The organism is Variovorax multivorans (assembly GCF_051216835.1).
GTDB lineage: Bacteria > Pseudomonadota > Gammaproteobacteria > Burkholderiales > Burkholderiaceae_C > Variovorax.
The window spans coordinates 85604-107276 of record NZ_JBPJZL010000016.1; the positions used below are offsets into that span (position 1 = coordinate 85604).

15 protein-coding genes are annotated in these 21673 nt (G+C 67.3%); 9 read left to right on the plus strand and 6 right to left on the minus strand.

Annotated features, from left to right (window positions below):
• Window positions 1-2: 2 nt before the first annotated feature.
• From ACSFCA_RS30970 to ACSFCA_RS30995, 6 genes are all read right to left on the minus strand, one after another.
• Window positions 3-1085 (minus strand): TRAP transporter substrate-binding protein, encoded by a 1083-nt coding sequence (locus ACSFCA_RS30970; protein ID WP_258353572.1) that lies wholly within the window; start codon window positions 1083-1085, stop codon window positions 3-5.
• Window positions 1086-1133: 48 nt separating this feature from the next.
• Entirely contained in the window at window positions 1134-2378 is a 1245-nt protein-coding gene (locus ACSFCA_RS30975; protein WP_435462139.1) for an alpha-hydroxy acid oxidase, read from the minus strand.
• 17 nt (window positions 2379-2395) lie between these two features.
• Window positions 2396-4012 (minus strand): indolepyruvate oxidoreductase subunit beta family protein, encoded by a 1617-nt coding sequence (locus ACSFCA_RS30980; protein ID WP_435462138.1) that lies wholly within the window; start codon window positions 4010-4012, stop codon window positions 2396-2398.
• A gap of 11 nt (window positions 4013-4023) precedes the next feature.
• Window positions 4024-6183, minus strand: a complete 2160-nt coding sequence (locus ACSFCA_RS30985) for a thiamine pyrophosphate-dependent enzyme (RefSeq protein WP_435462137.1) — start codon at window positions 6181-6183, stop codon at window positions 4024-4026.
• Between the two features lie 92 nt (window positions 6184-6275).
• Window positions 6276-6887 (minus strand): c-type cytochrome, encoded by a 612-nt coding sequence (locus tag ACSFCA_RS30990; RefSeq protein WP_177192877.1) that lies wholly within the window; start codon window positions 6885-6887, stop codon window positions 6276-6278.
• A 29-nt stretch (window positions 6888-6916) separates the two neighbouring features.
• Window positions 6917-8131 carry a PQQ-dependent sugar dehydrogenase gene (locus tag ACSFCA_RS30995; RefSeq protein ID WP_435462136.1) on the minus strand — a complete coding sequence of 405 codons (1215 nt, stop codon included), beginning with the start codon at window positions 8129-8131 and terminating at the stop codon, window positions 6917-6919.
• Window positions 8132-8252: 121 nt separating this feature from the next.
• Between ACSFCA_RS30995 and ACSFCA_RS31000 the strand changes: the two genes are divergently transcribed.
• From ACSFCA_RS31000 to ACSFCA_RS31040, 9 genes are all read left to right on the plus strand, one after another.
• Window positions 8253-9158 carry a LysR family transcriptional regulator gene (locus ACSFCA_RS31000; protein WP_435462196.1) on the plus strand — a complete coding sequence of 302 codons (906 nt, stop codon included), beginning with the start codon at window positions 8253-8255 and terminating at the stop codon, window positions 9156-9158.
• A gap of 778 nt (window positions 9159-9936) precedes the next feature.
• Window positions 9937-11538, plus strand: coding sequence for a xanthine dehydrogenase small subunit (gene xdhA / locus ACSFCA_RS31005; RefSeq protein ID WP_435462135.1), 1602 nt, complete (start codon window positions 9937-9939; stop codon window positions 11536-11538).
• A gap of 2 nt (window positions 11539-11540) precedes the next feature.
• On the plus strand, window positions 11541-14000 hold the full coding sequence (xdhB, locus tag ACSFCA_RS31010; protein WP_435462134.1) for a xanthine dehydrogenase molybdopterin binding subunit: 2460 nt from the start codon (window positions 11541-11543) through the stop codon (window positions 13998-14000).
• Between the two features lie 103 nt (window positions 14001-14103).
• Window positions 14104-15105: a LysR family transcriptional regulator gene (locus ACSFCA_RS31015; protein WP_435462133.1), complete on the plus strand. Its 1002-nt coding sequence runs from the start codon at window positions 14104-14106 to the stop codon at window positions 15103-15105.
• 76 nt (window positions 15106-15181) lie between these two features.
• Entirely contained in the window at window positions 15182-16582 is a 1401-nt protein-coding gene (locus ACSFCA_RS31020) for an NCS2 family permease (protein ID WP_093058841.1), read from the plus strand.
• A 115-nt stretch (window positions 16583-16697) separates the two neighbouring features.
• A complete protein-coding gene (locus tag ACSFCA_RS31025) occupies window positions 16698-18239 on the plus strand; it encodes an ABC transporter ATP-binding protein (protein ID WP_435462132.1) in 1542 nt (513 codons plus the stop codon).
• Window positions 18232-19377: an ABC transporter permease gene (locus ACSFCA_RS31030; protein WP_435462131.1), complete on the plus strand. Its 1146-nt coding sequence runs from the start codon at window positions 18232-18234 to the stop codon at window positions 19375-19377. Before ACSFCA_RS31025 ends, ACSFCA_RS31030 begins: the two co-directional genes overlap by 8 nt.
• Before the next feature lie 2 nt (window positions 19378-19379).
• Window positions 19380-20300: an ABC transporter permease gene (locus ACSFCA_RS31035; RefSeq protein ID WP_435462130.1), complete on the plus strand. Its 921-nt coding sequence runs from the start codon at window positions 19380-19382 to the stop codon at window positions 20298-20300.
• Between the two features lie 47 nt (window positions 20301-20347).
• Window positions 20348-21520, plus strand: coding sequence for a BMP family ABC transporter substrate-binding protein (locus ACSFCA_RS31040; RefSeq protein ID WP_435462129.1), 1173 nt, complete (start codon window positions 20348-20350; stop codon window positions 21518-21520).
• Window positions 21521-21673: the final 153 nt, after the last annotated feature.

Below are 21673 nucleotides of genomic sequence, written 5' to 3' on the forward strand. Positions count from 1 at the left end.
GCTCAGAGCGCCGATTTGTATTTGACGAGGCTGGCCTTCAGTGCATCCATGATGGCCTTCGGGTCTTCACCCACCTTCTTCACGCTCTCGGCCCATTGCGCCTCCGAAGGCGCTGCCGCCTTGCGCCATGCATCGAGTTGCTCGGGCGTGAGCTTGTAGATCTCATGGCCCGACAGCGCCGCCATCTTGGCGTGCCCCGCAAACTCGAAGTCGGCCCACGGGCCGGCCACCTTCTGCGCCCATTCGCTGGTGCAGTGGTCGTCGATCACCTTCTTCTGCGCGGTGGACATGGCGTCGTACTTGCCCTTGTTCATCACCCACACAAAGGGCGTGACGTAGAGCGGTGCGTCCATGTGGTACTTCACCACCTTGTCGATGCCGAACAGGCCGATCGATCCCCACGGGAAGGTGATGGCGTCGGCCACGCCGCGCTCCAGCATGTCGCGCGACTCGGGCGCCGAGGCCTGCACGTTGGTGCCGCCCAGCGAGGTGATGAGCTGGCCCACAGTGCTGGTGGCCGGGCGCACCTTCATGCCCTTGACGTCGGTGGGAACGGTGATCTTCTTGCGCGAGTGGAAGGTGCCCGGGTCGTGCACGAACGCGAAGCAGTACTTCACGTCCTTCATTTCCTTGGCCGCGTAGTTGCGATACCAGGCGTCGATGGCAGCCGAGCCCTCCTTGCCGTTGGCGAAAAGGAAGGGCAGCGACGCGCCCGCCATCACCGGGAAGCGGCCCGGCTGGTAGCCGGGGTTCACGTACGAGAAGTCGGCGATGCCGTCGCGCGCCATGTCGTAGTGGTCGAAGGCCTTGCCGAGCTGTTCCGACGGAAACAGGATGGCGGTGATGGTGCCGCCCGATTCCTTCTTGATGTCGTCGGCCCAGGCCTGCAGCGCGGGGTTGAGCGGGTGCTGCGCGGGCACCCAGCTCGACAGCTTGAGCTGCACGGGCTTGTCCTGCGCCTGCACGGCGGGCGTGCCCGCGACGAGCGCGGCGCAGGCTGCGAGCAGGGCAAGGGGCTGGATGCGGCGAGCGACGCGTTGCGGGCGTGGTGTGCCGAGGCGGCGGGGGCGGTGCGTGGTTTGCATGGTCTCCTTCGTTATGGGTAGCGTGTGAAATCGTCGAGTCCGGTGAGCCTAGGCAGGCGCACGCGCTGGGTAAATGGAGGGTTTCCCGCGCGTGCTTTCCGGAGGTCGTTGCGCGGAGCCGTTCTGTTCGTCGGGCGAGCGCGGTGTGGGCCGGTCGACATGGCGCGGGCCGAGCTCGTGTGCATGCGCTGCGCCGAGCAGCGTCATCGTGCGTTCGGTTTCCTGTGCCAGCAGTTGCAGCACCGACAGCGCGCCTCGCTCGCCGTCGCAGGCCAGTCCGTAGACGGGTGCGCGGCCGACGAGGACCGCGCGTGCGCCCAGCGCGAGCGCCTTCACGACATCGCTGCCGCGCCGGATGCCTCCATCCATGAGCACGGGGATGCGTCCGCCGACCGCATCAGCAATCGCAGGCAGCGCCGCGATGCTGGCCGGTGCCGCATCGAGCTGGCGTCCACCGTGGTTCGAGACCACGATGCCGTCCGCGCCATGCCTCACCGCGCGCCGCGCGTCTTCCGCGCCGAGCAGGCCCTTCACCAGCAGCGGGCCGTCCCAGAGCTTGCGCAGCCAAGCGAGGCTTTCCCATGTCAGCGTGCGGTCCATGCTGCGCGAGAGCAGCGCGGCCTGTGTCTGCGCGGAGACCGGGGCGTCGTCGTCCTCATCAGGCAGCAGGTTCGCGAACTGCGGCATGCTGCCGCGCGCCAGTCGCAGCAGCCACGCGGGGTGCCGCGCCATGTCGAATACCGTGCCGGGCGTGAGGCGCATCGGCACGCGAAAGCCATGGCGCAGATCGCGTTCGCGCAAGCCGCCGACGGGCACGTCCACAGTCAGCACCAGCGCCTCGAAGTTGGCGGCTCGCGCGCGGCGCACGATGCGCTCGGCGATGGCGCGCTCGCCCATCACGTAGAGCTGCATCCACAGCGTGGCGTCGGGGGCGGCGGTGCGAACGTCTTCGATGCGGGTGTTCGATGCGGTCGAGAGGATGAAGGGCACGCGCGCGGCCTGCGCGGCGCTGGCCAGCAAGGCATCGGCGCGTGGGCGCACGAGGCCGGCCAGCCCGATGGGCGCGACCGCGAAAGGCGCGCGCCAGCGTCGGTCGAAGAGTTCGATGCCGATGTCCATCGCGTGGGTGTCGCGCAGGCACTCCGGAATCAGCGGCAATGCTTCGAGCGCGTCGCGGTTGCGCCGCAGGCAACGTTCGTCCTCCGCGCCGCCGTCGACATAGTCGAACACCAGTCGCGGCAGCACGCGCCGTGCGCGGCAGCGGTAGTCCTCGACGTTGAGCAGCTGCGTCATCGTGGGCGCCTTCCGTCTCAGGCGCCGCCGGTCGGCTTGCGCTTCATCCAGCGGATGGGCTGGGCCTTGATGGGGCGTGCGGGCGCGCCATGTTCGACCAGCGCGGCATCGAGCGCCTTGCCCGCGTCGTCAGCCAGCGCGGCCGTGCGCGCGGCGGCCACGGCCAGTGCTCGCTCGGCCGGCGTCACGCCGGGCTGTGCGGCGAGGTGGTCGGACACGTGCAGCAGGTTGTCCTTGCCGCGTTCGTTGGTGCTGCCGTAGCCCTTGATGAGCCGCCCGCACAGCGCCAGTTCATGGCCCAGCGCCCAGGCTTCGCGTGCGCCGGCTTCCACTGCGGCGAGCCAGCGTTCGATGAGAGCCTGTTCCTCGGCGAAGCGGCTGCCGCGGCGGCGCAGCCAGCGCAGCGAGGCCAGCAGCCGCAGCGAGGCCATGCCGAACACCGAATGGCTGCCCACCTTCAGCGGCAGCGCCCACGGCGCGAGGCCGCGCGCCTGCCTGCCCCGGTCCCATGCCGTCACGCGGCGCGAGAGCGAAGGAGGCAGCAGTGCAGCGAACTCGGCGGCGCCGGGCTTGAAGTGGTCGTAGACCTTCACGATGTCTTCATCGCCGGCCCGCACCTCCTGGCGCACCCGTTGTGCGCGGCTCGCGCGGCCCTTGAGCGCGGCCACGCGCACGATGTCGTCAAAGGCCATCCACAGCGCGAGCCAGCGCGCGGCCTCGCGAGTGATGGCAAAGCCATGCGCACCGGCCGGATCGGCGGCGCGCTCGGCGTCGAGCACACGGCCCAGGCGCTCGGCGTAGAACGCGGCGTAGGCGGCGTCCTGGTAGTCGAGCACGCGGGCGTGGCCGAGCGTGAGCATGTCGTGCACGGCCGGCGGAAAGCGCCGCGCGAGGTCGGCGGGCAGGGCGCTGGCTGGTGGCGGTGCGTCGTTCGTGTCGCCGGCCAGCACGCTGCTGACGAAGGCCGCCTGCGCGCGTGGGGCGCTCACCGCATCGAAGGCTGCTGCAAAGCCGCGCAGGCTGGCGGCAGCCATCTTGCCGATCTTGTCGGGCGCACCGGCATCGCCGCCGCGCACCACGTGCTCGTAGGCGTCGCGCGGGAACGGAAACATCCCGCTGCCCGCGATGGCACCCAGCATCACCGCGCTGACCACCGTGCCGCTGTCGCGCGCGATGGCGTTCATGTCGAACACATGGTGCTCGCGGCTGAAGGCCTTCACCACATCGAGCAACCGCTGCGCGTCGGCACGGCCGTCGCCTGGCTCCATGCGCTCGGCCGTCGTGAAGATGCGCGCCGACGAGCTGATGACCAGCGTGCGCAGCGGTGCGCTCATGCCGTTGCCGATCTGCCGCGCGGTTTCCAGCAGTTCCGACGAGACGATCGCGTCGAGCGCGCCCGGCACCGGGCTCAGGCTGAACACGGGGCGCTTGCCGCCGAGCTGCGCGAGCGGCACGGGGAACACTTCGAGGTAGTAGGTGGTGGCGCCCGTGCGCTGGGCAACACCGGGAATCGACGTGCTCTGTGCCGCGTAGCCGGCGTGGCGTGCGATGTCGACCAGCCATTCGGTCAGCACGCCGCCGCCTTCGCCGCCGAGGGCGCAGACGAGCAGGGTGAGGGGGCGGTTCTGTTCCATGCCTTCGCTCCTCACGCCGGTTGCAATGCGCGAACTACCGCGCCGCGCAGCCCATGCAGCAGTCGCTCATGCCACTTCGGGTTCTGCACCACCTCGGCCCGGTAGAAGCTCGGGCACAGCGTGGCCGCGTGGGCATTCGCGCCGCACAGCCCGCAGCCCACGCAGCCGTCGATCACGGTGGCGACTGGGTCCACCTTCAGCGGATCAGGGTTGTCCTTGAGCGTGAGCGTCGGGCAGCCCGACAGGCGGATGCATGCGTGGTCGCCATTGCACACGTCCTCATCGACGCCGTACTTCACGCGCACCACGCGCTCGCCCTTCTTCAGCAGCCCGGCAATCCACGGCTTGATACGGCGCTGGCGCTCCAGCTGGCATTCGCCCTCGGCGATCACCACCTTCAGGCCGTTGAAATCGCTGGTGAGCGCCTCGGTGAGCGTCTTGCGCATGCGCTCCACGTCGTAGGTGGTCACGGTGCGCATCCATTTCACGCCCAGGCCCTTGAGCGTGTCCTCGATGGTCTGGTTCTTGTCGACCAGGCTCTGCTGCTTGTCGACGGCACGCTCCTTGATCTCGTCGTCGGGCGTCGAGATGATGTCCTGCGTGCCGGTGGCCGATGTGTAGCCGTTCTTGAAGATCAGCAGCACCGCATCGTCGCCGTTGAACAGCGCGCTCTGCACGCCGGTCAGCAGGCCGTTGTGCCAGAAGCCGCCGTCGCCCATGATCGACAGCGTGCGGCGGTTCATCATCGGCGCCACGCCCGCGCGGCTCGCCAGGCTCATGCCGTAGCCCAGGATCGAATGGCCCATCGAGAAGGGCTCGAAGGTGCCGAAGGCATGGCAGCCGATGTCGGCAGCGATGTGCACCGGGCCGGTTTGCTGCTGCGCGAGCTTCAGCGCCGAGAACACCGGCCGTTCGGGGCAGCCGATGCAGAAGCTCGGCGGCCGGTTGGGCAGCGGCGCGCTCAGGCTGCGCGCAACGGCTTCGCGGCGCTCGCGGTTGCCGGCCAGCCAGGCCTGCGCCGAAGACAGGGCCTCGCCCGCCTCGATGTACTTCGCGGCAAAGGTGCCGATGCCGCCCGACAGCACCTCGACGCCGTACTCGCCCGCCGACGGCAGCATGTCCTTGCCGTGCAGCGGCGTCTGGATGTCGCGCCGGCGCAGCAGCGTGGCGATGTCCTGCTCGATGTACTCGGGCTGGCCTTCTTCCACCACCAGCACCGCGCGCTTGCCCACGCAGAAGTCGGCGACCTGTTCGGGCACCAGCGGGTAGGTCACGTTGAGCACGAGGATCGGAATGTCCGTTTCGCCGAAGGCATCGGCCAGCCCTTGCTGTTGCAGGCTGCGGATCAGCGCGTTGTAGAGCCCGCCCTGCACCACGATGCCCAGGTCTGCATGGCGCTGGCCCGGTATCAGCTCGTTGAGGCCGTGCTCCACGATGTAGCGCCGCGCTGCCGGAATGCGCTGGTCGCCCTTGAGCTTCTCGTGCCGGAAGGTGACGGGCGGATGCGCAAGCCGCATGTAGTCGAAGCCCGCCGGCTCCGTCATCAGAGCGCGCGTCGAAATGGCGGGCGCCATGTTGTCCTTGCACTCGAAGCTGCCGCGCACGTGGCAGGTGCGGATGCGCAGCTCCATCAGGCAGGGCATGTTCGAGCTTTCGGAGAGGCGGAAGCCTTCTTCGACCATGCGCACCATCACGCCGAGGTCGGGCCGCGGGTCGAGCAGGCACATGCTCGACTTAAGGGCGTAGGCATGCGTGCGCTCCTGGATCACGCTGGCGCCTTCGCCGTAGTCTTCGCCCACCACGATCAGCACGCCGCCGGTCACGCCCGGCGAGGACAGGTTCGACAGCGCATCGGCCGCCACATTGGTGCCGACGATGGACTTCCACGTGACCGCGCCGCGCAGCGGGTAGTGAATGGACGCGCCGAGCATTGCCGCGGCCGAGGCCTCGTTGGAGCAGGCCTCCACGTGCACGCCCAACTCGTCCATGTAGGCCTTGCCCTGGACCATCACGTCGAGCAGGTGCGACACCGGCGCGCCCTGGTAGCCGCCGACGTAGGCCACGCCCGACTGCAGCAGGCCCTTGGTGATCGCGAGGATGCCCTCGCCGTGAAAGGTGTCGCCTGCGCCGAGGCGCAGCATTTCCACTTCCTTGCTGAATGAGACTTCCAAGAGATTCGGCTCCGATGTTCGTTGGGGGAGGGTTCGGGGTGCGCAGTGCCGGCACCGTGCATCCGCCGGTGCTGCACGCCGGAAGAGGGCGTTTATTTGGGAGGCGGCTTGGGCGCCGCGCCGGGAAAGCGCGCCACGTAGTAGGCGAGGGTGTCCAGGTCTTCCGGTGGAACGCGGCCCACCGCTTCGCCCATGGCCTGCGTGTAGCCCGGGCGCTTGCCGGTGCGGAAGCCTTGCAGGGACAGTTGCAGATAGTCCTCGTGCTGCTGTGCGATGCGCGGCACCTGCTGGCCGCCGCTCAGGTCGGCGCCGTGGCAGAGCAGGCAGCGATGTTCCTGCGCCAGCGCCTGGCCGCGCGCCATGCGCGCCGCGTCGGCCGGCGCGGCGGGCGGCGGGGGCGGCACCGCTGGCAAGGTGGCGATGAAGTCCGAGAAGCCGCGCAGGTCTTCGTCCTTCATGGTCTTCGCCACCGCCGTCATCGCGGGGTTGTCGCGCCGGCCTTCACGGAAGAGATACAGCTGCGTGATCGCGTAGAACGAATGCTGCCCCGCGAGCACCGGCGTGCCTGCCATGTCGCTGCGGCCGTTGGCGCCGTGGCATGAGGCGCAGAGCTCGGCGTAGCGCTGGGCGTAGCCGCCCTTTGCCGCCTGCGTGCCCTGTGCACCGGCCGACGATGCTGCCGCCGCCATGATCATTGCCGCCATCGCGTGTCGAAAGAGAAGGCCCGCTGGTGTCATCGGCCGCCGTAGCTGATGCGGTAGATCGCGCCGGCGTGGTCGTCGCTCACGAGCATCGAGCCGTCCTTCAGCACCAGAAAGTCCACCGGCCGGCCGAGGTAGGTGTTGTTCTCGACGAAGCCGGTCATGAAGGGCTCGACCTTCGCGCCGCCCTTGCCGTCGGGCCAGGCGACCGCGATGTCGGCGTACTTGACGGTGCGGTTCCACGGGCCGTGGCGCGCGATGAACATGGCGCCGCGGTACTTGGCCGGGAACATCGTGCCTTTGTAGAAGGTGAGGCCCAGCGCGGCGGCGTGCGGGCCGAGCAGCGCGGCGGGCTTCACGTAGTCGTTGCAGTTCTTGCCCCAGCCGAATTCGGAGTCGGCGATGTTGCCCTGGTGGCAGTACGGGTAGCCGAAGTGCTGGTCGGGCTTGGTCACCACGTTCAGCTCGTCGTTCGGCAGGTCTTCGCTGAGCCAGTCGCGGCCGTTGTCGGTGAACCAGAGGTTGCCGGTCTTGGGGTCGAAGTCGAAGCCCACCGTGTTGCGCACGCCGCGCGCCACGGTCTCGATGCCGCTGCCGTCGGGGTTCATGCGGAAGATGCGCGCATGCGCGTCGTCGGGCTCGCACAGGTTGCAGGGCGCGCCGACCGCGTAGTAGAGCTTGCCGTCGTGCATGCGCAGGTAGCGCCAGCTGTGGTCCTGCCCGCCGGGCAGCTTGTCGTTGAGCACCACGGGCGTGCCGGGGTTGTCGAGCTTGTCCTCGATGCCGTCGTAGCGAACGATCTGCTTGTGGGTCGCGAGGTAGAGCGCTCCTTTGTAGAACTCGATGCCGGTGGCGAACTCGGTCTTGTCGATGATGGTCTTGGGCTTGCGGTCGCCCTTCTCGGCAATTGCATAGACCTTGTTGCCCACGAAGAGCGTGCTCACGAACACCGTGCCCTTGGCGCCCTGGCGCAGCTCGCGCGCGTCGAGCACGCCCGAGGCCCAGGTCTCGACCTTGAAGCCGGGCGGCAGCTTGAACTTGGCCGTGGGCAACTGGTCGGCCGCGGTCGGAATCGGGAAGGAGGGAACTGGTGCCATGCGCGTGGCGGCTTCGTTCTTCGGCCTGCCCTTGGCCCAGCCCGGCTCTTCGGTGGGCGGCTGCTGGGCCCATGCGGTAACGGCTGCGCAGAGAAGGGCGGCGAGCGCCGCATGCGCGCGGAACGCGCTGAATGCACGAATCGGGGCCATGTCTTGTCTCCTTCTTGTCGTGGGGCTGTCCGGCCGCGGGGCGATCCGGACAACGCCCGCCAGTGTGCGTGGCGCTGCTGCAGCGTTCAATAAAATAATCGAGCTAAGTAATATGAATGGCATGCATATGGAAACGCTCGACCTCAATCTGCTGCGGCTGTTCGACGCGGTCTATCGCGAACGCAACGTGAGCCGCGCCGCCGAATCGCTGGGCCTCACTCAGCCGGCGGCCAGCCATGGCCTGGGCCGCCTGCGGCTGCTGCTTGCCGATGCGCTCTTCACCCGCGCGCCCGGCGGCGTGGCGCCGACACCGCGCGCCGACCGGCTGGCGGTGGCCGTGCAGGCGGCGCTGAGCGTGCTGGAAGAGGCGCTGCACGAGTCCGACCACTTCGAACCGCTGGTGTCGCGCAAGACCTTCCGCATTCACATGAGCGACATCGGCGAGGGGCGCTTCCTGCCGGCGCTGATGGCGCGGCTGCGCGAGTTGTCGCCGGGGGTGAGGGTCGAGACCATGCCGCTGGCGCCGGGCGACATTGCCACCGGCCTTGATGGCGGCAAGGTCGATTTCGCCTTCGGCTTTCTGCCGCGCGTGAAGGACACCCAGAGCACACAGCTGCTGAAGGACCGCTACATCGTGCTGTTGCGCAAGGACCATCCCTTTGTGAAGCGGCGGCGTAGCGGGCAGGCGTTGCTCGAAGCCTTGCAAGAGCTCGAGTACGTGGCGGTGCGCACGCATGCGGACACGCTGCGCATCCTGCAGTTGCTGAACCTCGAAGATCGGCTGCGGCTGACTACCGAGCACTTCATGGTGCTGCCGGCTATCGTGCGTGCTACTGACCTTGCGGTTGTGATGCCGCGGAACATTGCGCGTGGTTTTGCGGAGGAGGGGGGGTATGCCATTGTTGAGCCGCCATTTCCATTGCGTGATTTCACGGTGTCGCTGCATTGGAGCAAGCGGTTTGAGGCTGATCCGGGGAATCGGTGGTTGCGGGGGGTTATTACTGAGTTGTTTTCTGAGCGGGTTTGAGTTGCGCTGAGGGGTTGTTTTCTGGGGCCGGGACTCGCCCCGGCGGGCGACCTACTTTTCTTTGCTTCGCCAAAGAAAAGTAGGCAAAAGAAAGGCGACCCCACTATCTGCGACCCCTTCGCGTAGCGAAGGGGCAACCTGTGGTGCTCGCGTTTCGCGGGGTCTCGCCCAAACTCGCTTCGCTCAGACAAGGGCGAGCCCTTATCCGCGAAACGCTGTGCTCCTCGGCGCAGCCAGAGGGGAGGGGAAACGGAACGGGCCTTTGCTTCGCTCGGCCACCATGCCACCGCAGGCGCTGTGCGCCTGCGGTGGTTGGTATTGGCTGTTGGTATTGGATGTTCGGCCGAGCGAAGCGATGGCCTGCTGGGTTCCCCAGTCCCTTCTGGCTGCGCCGAGGAGCGCAGACGTAGGAGGGATCAGGGCCGCAGCTGTTTGAGCGAAGCGAGTTCTGCGGACCCCCTCCGGAGTCGAGCACCGCAGGTTGCCCGTAGCGAAGCGAAGGGACGCAGACAGTAGGGTCGCCTTTTCTTTGCTTACTTTCTTTTGGCGAAGCAAAAGAAAGTGAGTCGGCCGCCGGGCCGAGACCCGGCCTCCGCCCTCAGCAAAGAGCACAAAAACAAAAATTGGCCCAGGAATTGCAGCACCTGCACAAGGGTTTCCCCGTACATGGCATACCGCCCCCCACATACGCGTTATGGGCCCCTCCATATGCAAGACCCCGAACAAGCCGCTAACGTCCATGACTGACCCACAACGGGTCCCCCACGAGCCCAAAAGCATGAGCACCGACAGCAGCAGCCAGATTCACCCGATCCGCTTTTTCCATCGCGGAAAGATCGTCGACGTCACCGGCGTCCACCCGACCCGTTCCGTGCTTGACTGGCTGCGCGAGGACGCCCGCTGCACCGGCACCAAGGAAGGCTGCAACGAAGGCGACTGCGGCGCATGCACCGTCGTCATCGGCGAACTCGCCACCGACCCGAACGCCCCGGGCGCTGTTGGCGGCCTGAACCTGCAGACCGTCAACGCCTGCATCCAGTTTCTTCCCACGCTGCACGGCAAGGCCCTGTTCACGGTCGAAGACCTCAAGGGCCAGTGCAAGACCGAAAAAACCGTCGACAAAAAGCACCCCGTACACACCCTGCACCCGGTCCAGCAGGCGATGGTCGACTGCCACGGCTCCCAGTGCGGCTTCTGCACGCCCGGCTTCGTGATGTCGCTGTGGTCCACCTACGAACACCACCAGGCCGAAGGCACGCAGCCCACGCGCCAGCAACTGGCCGACGACCTCTCCGGCAACCTGTGCCGCTGCACCGGCTACCGCCCGATCCTCGATGCCGGCCAGCGCATGTTCGACCTGCCATCGGTTCGCCTCGACACGAAACCCGTGGTCGCAGCGCTCACCGCCCTGCAGAACGACGGTCTGGACCTGAACTACGCCGCCCCGCTCGGCGCCCGCATCGACCACTTCCACGCCCCCAAGACCCTGGCCCAGCTTGCCGTGCTGCGCGAACAGAAGCCGCGCGCCCAGCTGCTGGCCGGTTCGACCGACGTCGGCCTCTGGGTCAACAAGCAGTTCCGCGATCTGGGCGACATCATCTACGTGGGCGACGTGGCCGAAATGAAGACCATCGAAGACCGCGAGGATGAGCTCTACATCGGCGCGGGCGCCTCGCTTGAATCCGCCTTCACCGCACTGGTCGAGCGCGTGCCCAGCCTGGCCGAGGTGTGGCTGCGTTTTGCCTCGCCGCCGATCCGTCACGCCGGCACCATGGGCGGCAACGTGGCCAACGGCTCGCCCATCGGCGATTCGCCACCTGTGCTGATGGCGCTCGACGCGCAGATCGAACTGCGCCGCGGCGACGTGGTGCGCCGCATGCCGCTGCCCGAGTTCTATCTCGACTACATGAAGAACCAACTGCAGCCCGGCGAATTCGTCCAGGGGCTGGCTGTTCCGCATGCCGCGCTGCGCCGCCAGATTCGCGCCTACAAGATCAGCAAGCGCTTCGACTGCGACATCTCGGCGCTGTGCGCGGGTTTCGCCATCGAGCTCGAAGCCGGCAGCGACACGGTGAAGGCCGTGCGCCTGGCCTTCGGCGGCATGGCTGCGACCGTCAAGCGCGCCGCGAATGCCGAAGCGGCTCTCGTCGGCAAGCCGTGGACGCAGGCCAGCGTGGCCACCGCCAAGCTCGCGCTGGCGCAAGACTTCAAGCCGCTGTCGGACATGCGCGCCTCGGCCGACTACCGGCTGCAGGTGGCGCAGAACCTCATTCAGCGCCTCTGGCTCGAAACCCGCGCCGAAGACGCCCTGTCGCTGGAAGAAACCAGCGTCTGGAGCGTGATGCCCCACGCGACCCCGGCCACTGCCGCAGGAGTCTGACCATGAACAAGCCCATCGACGCCCGCCTGCTGCAGCCCTCCGAGGCCTTTGCCGACTACCTGACGAACACCGCCGCCCGCATCGACGTGGGCGCCGAAGCGCTGGCGCACGAGCGCGGCATGCGCGTGGGCATCAGCCGGCCGCACGAATCGGCGCACCTGCACGTTGCCGGTGAAGCGACCTACATCGACGACATTCCCGAACTCACCGGCACGCTGCATTGCGCGCTGGGCCTGTCGCCGGCCGCGAATGGTCGCGTCACGGCGCTGTCGCTCGACGCCATTCGCGCCATGCCGGGCGTGGTCGCGGTCATCACGGCCGACGACATTCCGGGCACCAACGACTGCGGCTCGATCATTCACGACGACCCGATCCTGCTGCCCGTGAACGACGGCGGCGAGATCCGCTACCTCGGCCAGCCGGTGTTCGCCGTGATCGCCGAAACGCGTGCCGACGCGCGCCGCGCCGCCGCGAAGGCCAAGGACGCGCTGACCATCGAGGCCCAGCCGCCCGTGATCACGCCGCAGGCCGCGCACGAGCGCGGCCAGTACGTGGTGCCGCCGATGCACATCGTGCGCAGCGGCGGTGTCGCCAACGAAGGCGACGAGGCTGCAGTGCGCACTGCCATTGCCAACGCGCCGCATCGCCACAAGGCCACGCTCGACGTGGGCGGGCAGGAACAGTTCTACCTCGAAGGCCAGATCAGCTACGCCATTCCGAAGGAAGGCGGTGCGTTGCACATCCACTGCTCCACGCAGCACCCGAGCGAGATGCAGCACCTGGTGGCACATGCAATGCACCTGCAGTCGAACGAAGTGCATGTGGAGTGCCGGCGCATGGGCGGCGGCTTCGGCGGCAAGGAGTCGCAGTCGGCGCTGTTCGCCTGCGTGGCCGCCATCGCGGCGCGGCAGCTGCAGCGCCCGGTCAAGCTGCGGCTCGACCGCGACGACGACTTCATGGTCACGGGCCGGCGTCACTGCTTCTGGTACGAGTACGAAGTCGGCTACGACGACGAAGGCCGCATCCTCGGCGCAGAGATCACGATGGTTTCGCGCGCCGGTCACTCGGCCGACCTCTCGGGCCCGGTGATGACGCGCGCGCTGTGCCACTTCGACAACGCCTACTGGCTGCCCAACGTGGCCATGCACGGCTTCTCGGGCAAGACGAACACGCAGAGCAACACGGCCTTCCGCGGCTTCGGCGGCCCGCAGGGCGCGATCGCCATCGAGAACATCATGGACTCGGTGGCCCGCGAACTGAAGCGCGATCCGCTCGATGTGCGGCGCGTCAACTTCTACGGCAAGGCGGAGAACAACGTCACGCCGTACCGCCAGACCGTGACCGACAACATCGTCCACGAACTCGTGGCCGAGCTGGAAGCCAGCAGCGACTACCGCGCGCGGCGCGAAGACATCGCGGCCTTCAACACGAGGAGCACTGTGCTCAAGCGCGGCCTGGCGCTGGCACCGCTGAAGTTCGGCATCTCGTTCAACGTGAAGCACTTCAACCAGGCCGGCGCGCTGGTGCACGTGTACACCGACGGCTCGATCCTCGTGAACCACGGCGGAACCGAGATGGGGCAGGGCCTCAACACCAAGGTGGCGCAGGTGGTGGCGCACGAGCTGGGCGTGAGCTTCGAGCGCGTGCGCGTCACCGCGACCGACACGACCAAGGTGGCCAACACCTCGGCCACGGCCGCATCGACCGGTGCCGACCTGAACGGCAAGGCCGCGCAGGACGCGGCCCGCCAGATCCGCGAGCGCCTGGCCGAGAGCGCGTCCGAGCGCCACGGCGGCAAGGCCAGCGAAGTGCGCTTTGCCAACGACAAGGTCGAGGTCAACGGCCGCACGCTGGCCTTCAGCACCGTGGTGGGCGAGGCGTATCTCGACCGCAAGCAGCTGTGGTCCGATGGCTTCTACGCCACGCCCGGCCTGAGCTGGGACAAGGACAAGATGCAGGGCCGTCCGTTCTACTACTACGCCTACGGCGCGGCGGTGAGCGAGGTGATCGTCGACACGCTCACCGGCGAATGGAAGCTGCTGCGCGCCGACATCCTCCACGACGCGGGCAAGTCGCTGAACCCGGCTGTGGACATCGGCCAGGTCGAGGGCGCCTTCATCCAGGGCATGGGCTGGCTCACCACTGAAGAGCTGGTGTGGCATCCGCAAAGTGGCAAGCTCACCACGCACGCGCCCAGCACCTACAAGATTCCGACCGCCAACGACTGCCCGCCCGTGTTCAACGTGCGCCTGTTCGAAGGCCAGAACTTCGAAGACTCCATTCACCGCAGCAAGGCCGTGGGCGAGCCGCCGCTCTTGCTGCCGTTCTCGGTGTTCTTCGCGATCCGCGATGCGGTGTCGGCCGCGGGCGGCCACAGGGTCGATCCGCCGCTGAAGGCGCCGGCCACGAGCGAGTCGATTCTTCGCGCCATTACGGTGGTGCAGACAGCATCGGCCGAATGACAGCGGGCCGTGCTCGCACGGTCCGAGCTTCACTTCCACACCCGGTTTCGCCAAATGCTGCGCTGTATAACTGTTCGCACAGACAAGAAAGGTGTGAACAGCCATGAGAGACCAGGCGCTTTTCGACAAGATCGATCTTCACCTCATCAGGGTGCTTCACACCGTGCTGACCGACCGCAGCGTCTCGCGCGCAGCCATCCGCCTGGGCATGTACCAGCCGGCCGTTTCGGCCGCGCTGAAGCGCCTGCGCGAGCTGTCGGGCGACCCGCTCCTGGTGCGCTCGGGCTCGGGCATGGTGCCCACCGACGCGGGGCTGCGCATGATCGAGCCGGCTGCGAGCATCCTGCGTGCGGCCGAGATGCTGTTCTCGGATGCGCGCGGCTTCGAGCCACAGTCGGCGGCCACCACCTTCCGCATTGCGGCCAGCGACTACATGGACCCGCTGTTCCTGCCCATGCTGGTGGCGCAGGTCAAGCGCGACGCGCCGCTGTGCCAGATCGAGATCCACGCGCTCTCGCCCGATTCGGACTACCACGGGCACCTGGCGCTAGGACAGGTCGACCTGGTGATCGGCAACTGGCTCAAGCCGCCGGAAGATTTGCACATGGCGCGGCTCTTCGGCGACGAGGTGGTGTCGCTGGTCAACAAGGATCATCCGGCGGTGCGCCGCGGCTGGGACCTGGAGACCTGGCTTGCGGCCGAGCACATCGCGCCCACGCCCATGCACCCGGGCGGGCGCGGCATCATCGACCAGATGCTCGACGAGCTGGGGCGGCAGCGCAACATCACGGCGCGCTGCGCGCACTTCAGCCTCATTCCGGACATGGTGGCTTCGAGCCTGCTGGTGCTGACCACCGGGCGCCAGTACTGCGAGCGCTTCGCCTCGCGGCTGCCGCTGAAGATTCTCGATTGCCCCGTGGCGCTGCCGCGCCTCATGTACTACCAGCTCTGGCACGAACGCACCCATTCGTCGAGCTCTGCGCGCTGGCTGCGCGAATGCATCAAGGACGTGGCGGCTTCGCTGCGGCCCCCGGCTTCCGCCATACCCGGTGTATCTGGCGCCGTAACGCGCCCGCCCGCCGCCCCTGAAACCCCGGATCCCTGAGAAAACCCCGTTCGCGCCGGCGTCGTGAGCGGGGGAACGATGAAAACCGCCACTACAACAGCTGGAGACAAGCGAAATGAGTACGTTGGAACAGGCGCCGAAAGGCGCCGAGCCCCGCATCCCGGGGCATGTCGAGTCCGCGCGTCCGCGTGCGGCTGTGGGCAGCGCAAGCGGCTCGGGTCTGCTTGAACGCATGTTCAAGCTCAGTGCGCACAACACCACGGTGCGCACCGAAGTCATCGCGGGGCTCACCACCTTCCTGACGATGGCCTACATCATCTTCGTGAACCCGTCGATCCTCGGGGACGCGGGCATGCCGAAGGGCGCGGTCTTCGTCGCCACCTGCCTCATTGCGGCGCTGGGCACGCTCATCATGGGCCTGTACGCCAACTACCCGATTGCCATGGCGCCGGGCATGGGCCTGAACGCTTACTTCGCCTACGTGGTGGTGCTGGGCATGGGCTACACGTGGCAGGTTGCGCTGGGCGCGGTGTTCATCTCGGGCTGCCTGTTCCTGATCGTCACGGTCACGGGGTTGCGGGAGCTTTTCATACAGGGCATACCGCAGTCGTTGCGAACTGCGATCACGGTGGGCATCGGCATGTTCCTGGCGCTCATCGCGCTGAAGAGCGCTGGCGTGGTGGCCGCTTCTCCCGCGACCTTCGTCACGCTGGGCGACCTGCACTCGGCGCCGGTGGTGCTGGCGACGCTGGGCTTTCTCATCATCGTGGCGCTCGACAAGCTCAAGGTGCGCGGCGCGATCCTGATCGGCATCGTCACGGTGACGGTGCTGTCGTTCTTCTTCGGCGGCAACAAGTTCCACGGTGTGTTCGATGCGCCGCCGTCCATCGCGCCCACCTTCATGCAGCTCGACATCCTGGGCGCGCTCAAGGGCGGCATCCTGAACGTGGTGTTGGTGTTCTTCCTGGTCGAGATGTTCGACGCCACGGGCACGCTGATGGGCGTGGCCAAGCGCGCCGGTCTGCTGGTGCCGGGCAAGATGGAGCGCATGAACAAGGCGCTGCTGGCCGACAGCGGCGCGATCTTCGCGGGCTCGCTGCTCGGCACCTCGAGCACCACGGCTTACGTGGAAAGCGCGGCGGGCGTGCAGGCGGGCGGACGCACCGGCCTCACGGCCGTGGTGGTGGCGCTGCTGTTCCTGGCCTGCCTGATGATCTCGCCGCTGGCGGGCTCGGTGCCGGCCTATGCCACCGCGCCGGCGCTGCTCTTCGTGGGCTGCCTGATGCTGCGCGACCTGGTCGAGCTCGACTGGGAAGACACCACCGAGGTGATCCCGGCCGCAGTGACCGCGCTGACCATGCCCTTCACCTACTCGATCGCCAACGGCCTGGCCTTCGGCTTCATCACGTACGCCGTGCTGAAGCTCTGCACCGGCCGGGCACGGGAAGTGCATGCGATGGTCTGGGTCATCGCCGCCGTGTTCCTGTTCAAGTTCGCCTATATCGGCGGGCATTGAAGCAATGAACTGAGCGAAGCGCCGTCGGGCGCCGATGGTCGCGGGAGCACGCTATTAAACTGATAGCTGTTCCCGCTTTGTTGCAGTTGAACGAGACAAATCCACGAAACCCGGCATGACAACCCCCAGACTCCAGCTCGCGAACATCACCAAGCGGTATCCCGCGGTGGTGGCGAACAGCGACATCTCCCTGGCCGTGCAGCCCGGCGAAATCCACGCCGTGCTCGGCGAGAACGGCGCCGGCAAGTCGACCCTGATGAAGATCATCTACGGGTCGGTCAAGCCCGACGAGGGCACCGTGATGTTCGACGGCCACGCCGTCAACCTGCGCAACCCGCAGCAGGCGAGGGCGCTGGGCATCAGCATGGTGTTTCAGCACTTCAGCCTGTTCGACACGCTCACCGTGGCCGAGAACGTCTGGCTGGGGCTCGACAAGTCGCTGCAGCTCGCCGAGGTTGCGCGCAGCATCACCGCCAAGGCGAGCGAATACGGCCTCGACATCGACCCCTCGCGCCCGGTGCACACGCTGTCGGTGGGCGAGATGCAGCGGGTGGAGATCATCCGCGCGTTGCTCACCAACCCCAAGCTGCTGATCCTCGACGAGCCGACCTCGGTGCTCACGCCGCAGGCGGTCATCAAGCTCTTCCATGTGCTGAACAAGCTGGCCTCCGAGGGCTGCAGCATCCTCTACATCAGCCACAAGTTGCATGAGATCCAGGAGCTGTGCAGCGCCTGCACCGTGCTGCGTGGCGGCAAGGTAACGGGCGTGTGCAATCCGCAGAACGAGAGCACCCAGTCGCTGTCGCGGCTGATGATTGGCAGCGAGCCGCCGCCGTTGCAGCACCGGCCGGTGCATGCGGGCGCAGTGGCGTTGTGCGTCGACGGGCTGTCGCTGGCGCGCGAAGACCAGTTCGGCATGGACCTCGAGGACATCTCGTTCGAGGTTCGCGCTGGCGAGGTCGTCGGTATTGCGGGCGTCTCGGGCAACGGCCAGCGCGAACTGCTCTACACGCTCTCGGGTGAAGATGTGCGCGCCGAGGCCTCGATGGTCCGGGTGTTCGACAAGCCGGCCGGCCGGCTGCGCCCGCGCTCTCGCCGCGCACTGGGCCTGCACTTCGTGCCCGAAGAGCGGCTGGGCCGCGGCGCGGTGCCGACGCTGGGGCTTGCGCACAACCTGCTGCTCACGCGCAGCGATGCAGTGGGCCGGGGCGGGTGGATCCGCACAGGCGCGCTCGAGCGTCAGGCCAAGGCCATCATCGAGCGCTTCAAGGTCAAGGCTGGTGGGCCGCGCGCAGCGGCGCGTTCGCTCTCCGGCGGCAACTTGCAGAAGTTCATCGTCGGCCGCGAGATCGACGCCAACCCGAAGCTCTTCATCGTTTCGCAGCCGACCTGGGGGGTGGACGTGGGCGCGGCTGCGCTGATCCACGCCGAGATCCTTGCGCTGCGCGATGCGGGCTGTGCCGTGCTGGTCATCAGCGAGGAGCTCGACGAGCTGTTCAACATCTGCGACCGGCTGCACGTGATTGCAAAGGGGCGGCTGTCGCCCTCCATCGACCGCGCGGCCGCCACGCTGCCGCAGATCGGCGAATGGATGAGCGGCTTGTGGCAGACCTCCGGCAACAATGTCGGCCAGAAGGCGGAGGCCGCCCATGCTTAAGCTCGAACCCCGCCCGGAGCTGTCGCGCTTCTGGAGCTATGCCTCGCCGATCCTGGCGCTGCTGATTACCGTGCTGATCGGCGTGGCGCTGTTCGCCGCGCTCGGCAAGGACCCGGTCAAGGGCCTGCTGGTGTTCTTCTACGAACCCATCAAGAGCGGCTATGCCATCGGCGAGCTGATGGTCAAGGCGACGCCGCTGCTCATCATCGCGCTCGGGCTGGCCGTGTGCTTCCGCTCGAACGTTTGGAACATCGGCGCCGAAGGGCAGTTCGTGTTCGGCGCCATTGCGGCGGGCGGCGTGGCGCTGCTGGCCGACAAGACCACAGGGCAGTGGATCGTCGCGGCAATCCTGCTGGCGGGCATCCTCGGGGGTATGGTGTGGGCGGGCATCGTCGCGTTCCTGCGCGACAAGTACAACGCCAACGAAATCCTGGTGAGCCTGATGCTGGTCTACGTGGCCACGCTGCTGCTGGGCTACATGGTCTATGGGCCGTGGAAAGACCCGAACGGCTACAACTTCCCGCAGACCAAGACCTTCGAGGCGGTTACGCAGATTCCGCGGCTCTTCAAGGGCTCGCGCGTGAGCATCGGGCTGGTTATCGCGCTGGTGGGGGCGGGGGCGCTGTGGGTGTTCCTGTTCCGCACGCGGGCGGGCTTCGCGCAGCAAGTCGGCGGGCTGGCACCGGCGGCCTCGCGTTACGCGGGCTTCTCGGCGCGGCGCGCGGTGTGGATCGCGCTGCTGACCTCGGGTGGCGCAGCCGGCCTGGCCGGTGCGCTCGAAGTGGCTGGGCCGCTCGGCCAGCTCACGCCGTACGTGCCGGCGGGCTACGGCTTCGCAGCCATCATCGTGGCCTTCGTCGGACGGCTGCATCCGGTGGGCATGATCTTCTCGGCCATTCTGATGAGCATGTTCTACATCGGCGGCGAGCTTGCGCAGTCGCGGCTGGGTCTGCCCAAGTCGCTGACCGGTGTGTTCCAGGGGCTGCTGCTGTTCACGCTGCTGGCTTGCGACACCCTCATTGCGTACCGGATCCGGCGCAAGGCCGCAGCTAAAGCCGCCACCATGACCACCGCTTCGCTGCAAGCGAGCACGCCAATCACCGCACCCGTCGCGCGTGCCACCGAAGGGAGCCACTGAACATGGAAAGCTACGCACTCCTGCTCGGCTCCACGCTGAGCGCGGGCACCGTGCTCGCCATCGCGGCGCTGGGCCTGCTCATCAACGAGAAGGCCGGCATCGTCAACCTCGGCGCCGAGGGAATGATGCTGTGCGCCGCCATCGCGGGCTTTGCCACGGTCGTCACCACGCACAACCCCTGGCTCGGCTTTCTCGCCGGCATGGCGGCGGGCGCCTTGCTCGCGGCATTCTTCGGTGTGTTGGTGATCTGGCTCAACACCAACCAGTACGCAACGGGCCTGGCGCTGAGCCTGTTCGGCGTGGGCTTCTCGGCCTTTGCCGGCATCAACTTTGTGCAGGCCAAGCTGCCCGAAAGCACGTCGTACGCGATCCCGGTGTTGAGCGACATTCCGCTCGTCGGCCCCGCGCTGTTCCGCCATCACCCGATGGTGTATTTCGCGGTGGTGCTGACCGTCGCGCTGATCTGGTTCCTGTACCGCACGCGCGCCGGCCTCGTGCTGCGCTCAGTCGGTGAATCGCCCGAGTCGGCGCATGCGCTGGGCTACCCGGTGCGGCGCATCCGCTTCATGGCGGTGATCGCGGGCGGCTCGCTGTGCGGGCTGGCGGGCGCGTACCTGTCGACCGTGTACACGCCGCTGTGGGTCGAGGGCATGGTGGCCGGCCGCGGCTGGATCGCGCTGGCGCTGACCACCTTCGCCACCTGGCGGCCGGTTCGCGTGCTGCTGGGCGCCTACCTGTTCGGCGGGGTGTCGATGCTGGGCTTTCACCTGCAGAGCAGCGGCGTCGATGTGCCCTCGCAGTTCCTCAGCATGCTGCAGTACATCGCGCCCATCGTTGTGCTGGCGCTGATCTCGCGCAACCCGGCCTTCATCCGCGCCAACATGCCGGCTTCCATCGGGAAACCGTTCTACCCCGGCTCATAATCGCGATTCGTTTTTCCGCCAACCTGTCCTTTTGAGGATTTCCGACAATGAATGATCTGAACAAGCGCTCCCTGCTCAAGCTGGCCGCTCTCACTGCGGTCGCTTCGGCGGCCCTGATCGGCTGCGGCAAGAAAGAAGAAGCGGCAGCACCGGCCGCGGCGCCCGCGCCGGCCCCGGCACCTGCTGCGGCCGCTCCGGCACCGGCAGCGCCGCTGAACATCGCATTCGCCTATGTCGGACCGGTGGGCGACGGCGGCTGGACCTTCGCACACGACAACGCCCGCAAGGCGCTCGAGAAGGAATTCGGCGACAAGATCAAGACCACCTTCGTCGAAAGCGTGCCCGAGGGCGCCGACGCAGAGCGCGTGTTCCGCGACATGGTCGGCCAGGGCAACAAGCTGATCTTCGGCACCACCTTCGGCTACATGGAGCCCATGCTCAAGGTCGCGGCCGACAGCAAGGACGTGAAGTTCGAACACGCCACCGGCTACAAGACCTCGGACAACATGCGCACCTACGACAGCCGCACGTACGAGGGCGCGTACATGGCCGGCGTCATTGCCGGCGCCATGACCAAGAGCAACACGCTGGGCGTGGTCGGCTCGGTGCCTATTCCCGAAGTGCTGCGCAACATCAACAGCTTCACGCTGGGTGCGCAGTCGGTCAACCCGAAGATCACGACCAAGGTCGTGTGGGTGAACGAGTGGTTCAGCCCGCCCAAGGAAACCGAAGCCGCCACCGCCCTCATCAACGGCGGCGCCGACGTGCTGTTCCAGAACACCGACTCGCCCGCCGTGCTCAAGACCGCACAGGAAAAGGGCAAGCGCGCCTTCGGCTGGGATTCGGACATGACCGCCTACGGTCCCAAGGCCCACCTGGCCTCGGCCACCATCAACTGGGCTCCGTACTACATCAAGGCCACCCAGGAAGCGCTGGACGGCAAGTGGGCCACTGGCCAGGCCTGGTGGGGCGTGAAGGAAGGCGCCATCGACATCGTGTCGATCGCCGAGGACGTGCCGGCCGAAACCAAGGCCAAGGTCGAGGCGGTGAAGAAGGGCCTGAAGGACGGCAGCTTCGTGATCTGGAAGGGCCCGATCCTCGGCCAGGACGGCAAGGAAGTGGTCGCCAAGGACGCTGTGGCCGACGACAAGTTCCTGTCGGGCGTGAACTTCTACGTCAAGGGCGTCGAAGGCAAGGTGCCGGGCGGCGACAAGAAATAAGCTCGCCCCCAGGCTTCGCGCACTTCGTGTCGCTACGCCAACCCCCTACCGGGGGCGACACCTGAGGCCCGGCGGAGCCGGTTCCTCGGTGTGCGCGAATCGGCCACGTTCGCGAGCGAGGGCGCTTATACATTCAAAAGTTCTAACCTCCCG

What these genes read in the sequence shown, in the direction of transcription:
- xdhA (WP_435462135.1), top strand. Translation starts at nt 9,937, where the DNA reads ATGAGCACCGACAGCAGCAGCCAGATTCACCCGATCCGCTTTTTCCAT.
- ACSFCA_RS31000 (WP_435462196.1), top strand. Translation starts at nt 8,253, where the DNA reads ATGCATATGGAAACGCTCGACCTCAATCTGCTGCGGCTGTTCGACGCG.
- ACSFCA_RS30980 (WP_435462138.1), bottom strand. Translation starts at nt 4,012, where the DNA reads ATGGAACAGAACCGCCCCCTCACCCTGCTCGTCTGCGCCCTCGGCGGC.
- ACSFCA_RS31015 (WP_435462133.1), top strand. Translation starts at nt 14,104, where the DNA reads ATGAGAGACCAGGCGCTTTTCGACAAGATCGATCTTCACCTCATCAGG.
- ACSFCA_RS30970 (WP_258353572.1), bottom strand. Translation starts at nt 1,085, where the DNA reads ATGCAAACCACGCACCGCCCCCGCCGCCTCGGCACACCACGCCCGCAA.
- ACSFCA_RS31030 (WP_435462131.1), top strand. Translation starts at nt 18,232, where the DNA reads ATGCTTAAGCTCGAACCCCGCCCGGAGCTGTCGCGCTTCTGGAGCTAT.
- ACSFCA_RS30995 (WP_435462136.1), bottom strand. Translation starts at nt 8,131, where the DNA reads ATGGCCCCGATTCGTGCATTCAGCGCGTTCCGCGCGCATGCGGCGCTC.
- xdhB (WP_435462134.1), top strand. Translation starts at nt 11,541, where the DNA reads ATGAACAAGCCCATCGACGCCCGCCTGCTGCAGCCCTCCGAGGCCTTT.
- ACSFCA_RS31020 (WP_093058841.1), top strand. Translation starts at nt 15,182, where the DNA reads ATGAGTACGTTGGAACAGGCGCCGAAAGGCGCCGAGCCCCGCATCCCG.
- ACSFCA_RS31025 (WP_435462132.1), top strand. Translation starts at nt 16,698, where the DNA reads ATGACAACCCCCAGACTCCAGCTCGCGAACATCACCAAGCGGTATCCC.
- ACSFCA_RS31035 (WP_435462130.1), top strand. Translation starts at nt 19,380, where the DNA reads ATGGAAAGCTACGCACTCCTGCTCGGCTCCACGCTGAGCGCGGGCACC.
- ACSFCA_RS31040 (WP_435462129.1), top strand. Translation starts at nt 20,348, where the DNA reads ATGAATGATCTGAACAAGCGCTCCCTGCTCAAGCTGGCCGCTCTCACT.
- ACSFCA_RS30990 (WP_177192877.1), bottom strand. Translation starts at nt 6,887, where the DNA reads ATGGCGGCAATGATCATGGCGGCGGCAGCATCGTCGGCCGGTGCACAG.
- ACSFCA_RS30975 (WP_435462139.1), bottom strand. Translation starts at nt 2,378, where the DNA reads ATGACGCAGCTGCTCAACGTCGAGGACTACCGCTGCCGCGCACGGCGC.